Below are 5,430 nucleotides of genomic sequence, written 5' to 3' on the forward strand. Positions count from 1 at the left end.
GCGCGTTCCGCGCTCCAGCCGAGATGCGACTGGAGCGCGCGCGCGAGGTTCTCCTCCTCCCGCCCGCTGGTGTTCTCATGGGAATAGAGATGAACGGTGACGGTCCGCAGCGCGTTCCTGTCCCGCTCGCCGCGCGCGCGGTGCAACCGGGCGATGATACCGTAGCGCGGCCCGAAGAGGAGGGCGAGCGCGAGGAATACGCCGGTCATCACCGCCATCATGCCGCCGATCGACACGTCCCAGGCGACCGCCAGCCAGTAGCCGGAGATGCTGGAGGCGATGGCGATCAGCGCGCCCAGCACGACGATAAGCCAGAGCCGGTCCGTCAGCAGATAGGCGGCCGAGGGCGGCACGATCACGAAGGCGATGAAGAGCACCGCGCCGACCGCGTCGAAGGCCGCGACCGCCGTCGCGCTCGTGAGGAACAGCAGCGCGTAGAACAGGACCGCCGGCGCGAAGCCGAGCGCCGCGGCGAGGCCGGGATCGAAGGTGGTGATCTTCAGCTCCTTGTAGAGCAGCGAGACGAAGAGCAGGTTCACCACCGTCACGATCCCCATCGCGACCACGGATCGCGGCATCTCGATGCCCAGCACCGTGACCGTATCGAGCCAGACGAAGCCGATCTCGCCCAGGAGCACCGCGTGCTGGTCGATGTGCACGTCGCGGGCGTAGACGTTGATGAGCAGCACGCCGATCGAGAACAGCGCCGGGAAGACCAGACCGATCGACGCGTCGTATTTCACGCGATGCGTGCTGAACAGGAGCTCGGTCAGGAAGACGGTCAGCACGCCCGTCAGCGCGGCGCCGATGATCTGGACCGGACCGCTCTGCGCGCCGGTCAGCATCCAGACCACGACGATGCCGAAGATGATCGAATGGCTGATCGAATCCGAGAGCATGCTGTTGCCGCGCAGGACCAGGAAGGTCCCGACCAGGCTCGACGCGCAGCCGACCAGCGCGCCGGTCAGGATGATCATCATCGTCGTATTGGCGAAGAAGGAATCAAGCATGATCAGCGCCCTCCGCCGAGTTCACGTTCGAGCCGTTCGGCCTCGGCGAAACCGGCCGGGGTCAGCTCCCAATGCGGCGTGGTCTCGGGCTCGTGCCTGACGGGCCGGACCAGTCCGCGGCTTTCCAGCCGGGCGATCGCTCCGCGCGTGGCCGTGCCGTGAAAGGCGTCGAGCGCGCCCAGCTCGACCGGATATTTCCGGTCATGGTGCTCGGTTGCCATGCCGTAGAGCGTCGAGAGCACCTGCCGGCCCGCGAGCCCGCGCCGCTCGCGCCAGCGCCGGACCATGTCCCGTGCGATGCCGCGTTCGGGTGCGAAGAACAGGGAGACCATCACGATGACGGTGATCGTGAGGACGATCAGCGGCCCGGTGGCAAGCCCGCGCGCCGTCGCGCTGAGCGCCGCGCCCACCACGCCCGCGATGGTGCCGAAGACCGCCGAGAGCAGCACCATGGTTCCGAGCCGCCGCGTCCATTGGCGCGCCGCCACCGCCGGTGCGATGATCATCGCCGTCATGAGCACGACGCCCACCATCTGCAGCCCCACGATGACCGCGAGGGCGACCATGGTGGTCATGGCGACCTCGAGCGCCACGACCGGAAGGCCGATCGAGGCGGCGAAGCCGGGATCGAAGGAGACGAGCTTGAACTCCTTCCAGAGCAGCGCCACGAGCGCCAGCGCCGCGGCGGCGATCCCGCCCATGATCCAGAGATCGCTCCTGAGAATGGCGGCCGCCTGACCGAAGAGGAAGGAGTCGAGCCCGCCCTGCGAGGCATTGCCGCCGCCCTGGATATGGGTCAGCAGCACGACGCCGATCGCAAACGAGACGCTGAGCGCGATGCCGAGCGCCGCGTCGGTCTTGAGCCGGCTCATCCGGGTCAGGAGCAGCACGACGAGGGCGGCGGCGGCCCCGGTCATCAGGGCGCCGAACAGGATGCTGCCGATATCGCGCGTCCCGGCGATCAGGAAGCCGATGCAGATGCCGGGGAGCGCGGCATGGGAGAGCGTGTCGCCGAGCAGGCTCTGCTTGCGCAGCACGGCGAAACAGCCGAGCACCCCGCTCGATACGCCGAGCAGCGCCGCGCCCATGGCGACGGTCTGGATCGTGTAATCCGAAAGCAGCCCGAGCATGTCAGGCCTCGCTCCGGAGCGGCTCCGCCGGCTCGTCGTCCTGGAACGCCTCGCGCTCGATCAGCGCGATCTGGCCGCCATAGGCACGGCGCAGGTTCTCGGCGGTATAGACCTCGGCGACCGGCCCCTGCGCGATGGCGCGCACGTTGAGAATGACCATCCAGTCGAAATAGGACCGGACCGTCTGGAGGTCGTGATGCACCACGATGAGCGTCTTTCCCTGCTTTCGCAGCCGGTGGAGGATATCGACGATCGCCCGTTCGGTGGTGGCATCGACGCCCGCCATCGGTTCGTCGAGGAAATAGATGTCGGCCTGCTGGACGAGGGCGCGGGCGAGGAAGACGCGCTGCTGCTGCCCGCCGGAAAGCTGGCTGATCTGGCGGTCGGCGAAGTCCTGCATGCTGACCTGTTCGAGCGACTGGTAGGCGGCCTCCCGCTCCCGCTTGCCCGGCCGCCTGAGCCAGCCGAGCTTGCCGTAGAGCCCCATGCCGACCACGTCGAGCGCGGTGGTCGGAAAGTCCCAGTCGACGGAGGAGCGCTGCGGCACGTAACCCACGCGTCGCCGCTGGGATTTGTAGGGGCGGCCGAAGACGCGGACATGCCCGGCGGTCGGCGTGATCAGCCCGAGCACCGTCTTGATGAAGGTGCTCTTGCCGGCACCGTTCGGCCCGACGATGGCGGCCATGACGCCGGGCGGGATGTCGATGTCGATATCCCAGAGCACCGGCTTGCTTTCATAGCTGACCGTCAGGTCTTCGACATGGAGGGCCAGCTGCGGTTCGTGCAATTGTTCGGTCAAGTTCAATGCCTTCCTGAGAACGACGGGTGGCGGCGTGACGGCTGGGCCCGGCTCACTCGGCCGCGGCCATGCTCACGCCCCATTGTTCGGCCCATCCCGCGAGGGCCTCGGGCAGTGGGGGAACCGTTCCGCCGAGCGCCTCGGTGATGGTCCGGGTGTTCGCGAAGATCATGCCGATATAGGTCCCGCCGGCGGTACCCTCCTCGCCCATCGCGTCCGAATAGAGCGAGCCGCCGATCTCGACCGTGTTGCCTCGCTGACGAACCGCGTCGATGACGGCCTGCACCATCCGGGGATTGATCGTGCTTTCGATGAAGACCGCCGGAACGCCCGTCTCGGCCACGAGCGCGGCGGTCGCGCGAATGTCGGCGATGCTCGCCTCGGACTGGGTGGTGAGGCCCTGAAGCCCCGCGACCTCGATGCCATAGGCGCGGCCATAGTAGCCGAAGGCGTCATGGGCGGTCACCAGCGAGCGCTGGCTTTCCGGGATCGTGCCGATCGACTCGCGCGCCCATGCGTCGAGCGCGGTGAGCTGCGCGACATAGGCTTCCGCGTTGGTGGCGAATTCCTCGGCGCAGGCCGGGCGAAGCTCGCCCAGCGTGGTCGCGATCGTGGGCGCGAGCCGGGACCAGAGACCCGCGTCCATCCAGAGATGCGGGTCGACGCCGTAGGCGCCCTGGACCTTGATCAGCTCGGATTCCGGGATCGAGGATTCCGACAAGGCGACCGTCGGCTTGCGCTCGCCGAACTTCGCCAGCACCGCGCCGAGCTGCCCTTCGAGGAAATAGCCGGAATAGAGGATGATCTCCGTGGTCTCGAACGCCCGGACGTCCGCCGCGCGTGCCTGATAGAGATGCGGATCGACGCCGGGGCCCATGATCGAGGTGACCTCGGCGCAGTCTCCGGCGACGTTCTTCGCCACGTCGCCGATCATGCCGACCGTCGCGACCACGTCGATCGCCTCTTCCGCGAGGGCCGGAGCCGCCGCGATGCCGAGCCACCCGGCCGCGGCGGCGGCCGTGAGCAAGCACTTCATTGAGAGCTTTCCCTAACTGTTCGTGCAACGACTATTTAATATAGCACTTGCTATATTGTGGGCGCGCTGTCAAGCGGCTGCGCGACGTGTAGTTCACGCCGGGTGCCTCCGGGTGCCGCGACCGTCAGACAGGCTGCGATGCGACGAAGCGCGAGAATGCCTCGAGGGTTTCCCGGCTGACGTAGTGCTCGATGCCTTCCGCGTCGTGCCGGGCCACCTCGTCGCTCACCCCGATCGCCCGCAGGAAGCGCTCGACGATCTCGTGCCGCCGGTGGCACTCGGCCGCGAGACGCTGCCCCTCCGCCGTCAGGAAGACGCCGCGATAGGGTTTGCGGAGGATGAGGCCATCCTCGGCGAGACGTTTCAGCATCTTGGCGACGGTCGGCTGGGCGACGCCCAGCCGGCGGGCGATGTCGACCTGCCGCGCCTCGCCCTCCTCGGCGATCAGATCCGCGATCAGTTCGACGTAATCCTCGACCAGCTCCGTGCGGCGTGCGTCCCGTGTCTTCTGGAACGCCTCGGCATGGCTCTCCGCGTCGCGGGTCTCACGAGGTCCATGATCAGGCGGCTGTGGCATGGGCGACGGTCCGGGGGCGGGGAATCTTCACTCGGACCAACACATATAGCTGATGCTAAGAAACCGCAACCGCGACTCCCCGCCGGCCCGGCGCTCCGGACCGGCCGGCGATCCCCGAAGCGGCTAGTTGCCCGCTTCGAGAAACCGGATCAGCGCGCCCATGTTCTCGATATAGGCCGAGGTCGAGATCCCGGTCTCGGGCGTGTCGGTCTCGTAGGGCGAGGTGTCGTAGTCGTCCCCGACATGGGTTCCGGAGAAATCGCCCTCCGAGGGTTCCGCCGGGGCGGGGCCGATATAGGGCTTGCTCGTCCCGACGAGTTCCGTCGGCCAGTAGCCCTCGTCGTTCAGCGCGGCGACCAGACCCGCCGCCGCGTCGGCGTCGACGGTCTCGCCGCCGCCGCTCGCCTCCGGCGCGTTGAGGTCGGACACATCCACATCGTCGAGCGTGAAGAACTCGGGCAGCGACACCACGTTGCCATGCATCAGCGGCGAATTCGCCGTCACATCCGCCACCGGCGCGGAGGTCAGCTCGTCGTAGCGGGCGCGCATCCCGTCGAGATCGATCTCGCGCTTGCCGGAATAGTGGCCGAGCAGGTTCTCCGGGCTGTAATCCCAGAAGTATTCGCCGCTGACCGCGTTCGACCCCCGCCGGTGCACGTAGATCGGACGATCGCTGCCGATCTCGATGAAGGTCGGGAACTGCCGCCCGTTCAGCCACTGGTCCTCGGGTAGCCGAACGCGCTCCAGCCAGCCGAGCCCTTCATTGGGCCGGGGCACGGTTTCTTGAGACAGCGTCGAGCGCTACTTTCCCGAGGAACGGGGGTAGAGCATGGACGACAAGAGCGACGTGAAACCTGGCGCGACGGAGGCCTCGGCCC

Annotated in this window: 6 protein-coding genes; all 6 read right to left on the reverse strand. The window is 67.7% G+C overall.

Annotated features, from left to right (window positions below; translation table 11 throughout):
- Positions 1–1,010 (reverse strand): metal ABC transporter permease (locus ACLJK8_RS21870; RefSeq protein ID WP_413152549.1); only part of this gene is annotated, 1,010 nt, incomplete at its 3' end.
- Between the two features lie 2 nt (positions 1,011–1,012).
- Positions 1,013–2,140, reverse strand: coding sequence for a metal ABC transporter permease (locus tag ACLJK8_RS21875; RefSeq protein ID WP_413152550.1), 1,128 nt, complete (start codon positions 2,138–2,140; stop codon positions 1,013–1,015).
- Between the two features lies 1 nt (position 2,141).
- Positions 2,142–2,939 (reverse strand): metal ABC transporter ATP-binding protein, encoded by a 798-nt coding sequence (locus tag ACLJK8_RS21880; protein ID WP_413152551.1) that lies wholly within the window; start codon positions 2,937–2,939, stop codon positions 2,142–2,144.
- A 52-nt stretch (positions 2,940–2,991) separates the two neighbouring features.
- The gene (locus ACLJK8_RS21885) at positions 2,992–3,975 is read right to left on the reverse strand and encodes a metal ABC transporter solute-binding protein, Zn/Mn family (protein WP_413152552.1); all 984 of its coding nucleotides are present in this window, start codon (positions 3,973–3,975) and stop codon (positions 2,992–2,994) included.
- 124 nt (positions 3,976–4,099) lie between these two features.
- Positions 4,100–4,552 carry a manganese-binding transcriptional regulator MntR gene (gene mntR / locus ACLJK8_RS21890; protein WP_413152553.1) on the reverse strand — a complete coding sequence of 151 codons (453 nt, stop codon included), beginning with the start codon at positions 4,550–4,552 and terminating at the stop codon, positions 4,100–4,102.
- A gap of 123 nt (positions 4,553–4,675) precedes the next feature.
- Positions 4,676–5,329: a hypothetical protein gene (locus ACLJK8_RS21895; protein WP_413152554.1), complete on the reverse strand. Its 654-nt coding sequence runs from the start codon at positions 5,327–5,329 to the stop codon at positions 4,676–4,678.
- Positions 5,330–5,430: the final 101 nt, after the last annotated feature.

The sequence above is a fragment of the Amaricoccus sp. W119 genome (assembly GCF_047275745.1).
GTDB lineage: Bacteria > Pseudomonadota > Alphaproteobacteria > Rhodobacterales > Rhodobacteraceae > Amaricoccus.

Coding starts and splice junctions, on each gene's coding strand:
- ACLJK8_RS21875 (WP_413152550.1), bottom strand. CDS start 2,140: ATGCTCGGGCTGCTTTCGGATTACACGATCCAGACCGTCGCCATGGGC.
- ACLJK8_RS21885 (WP_413152552.1), bottom strand. CDS start 3,975: ATGAAGTGCTTGCTCACGGCCGCCGCCGCGGCCGGGTGGCTCGGCATC.
- mntR (WP_413152553.1), bottom strand. CDS start 4,552: ATGCCACAGCCGCCTGATCATGGACCTCGTGAGACCCGCGACGCGGAG.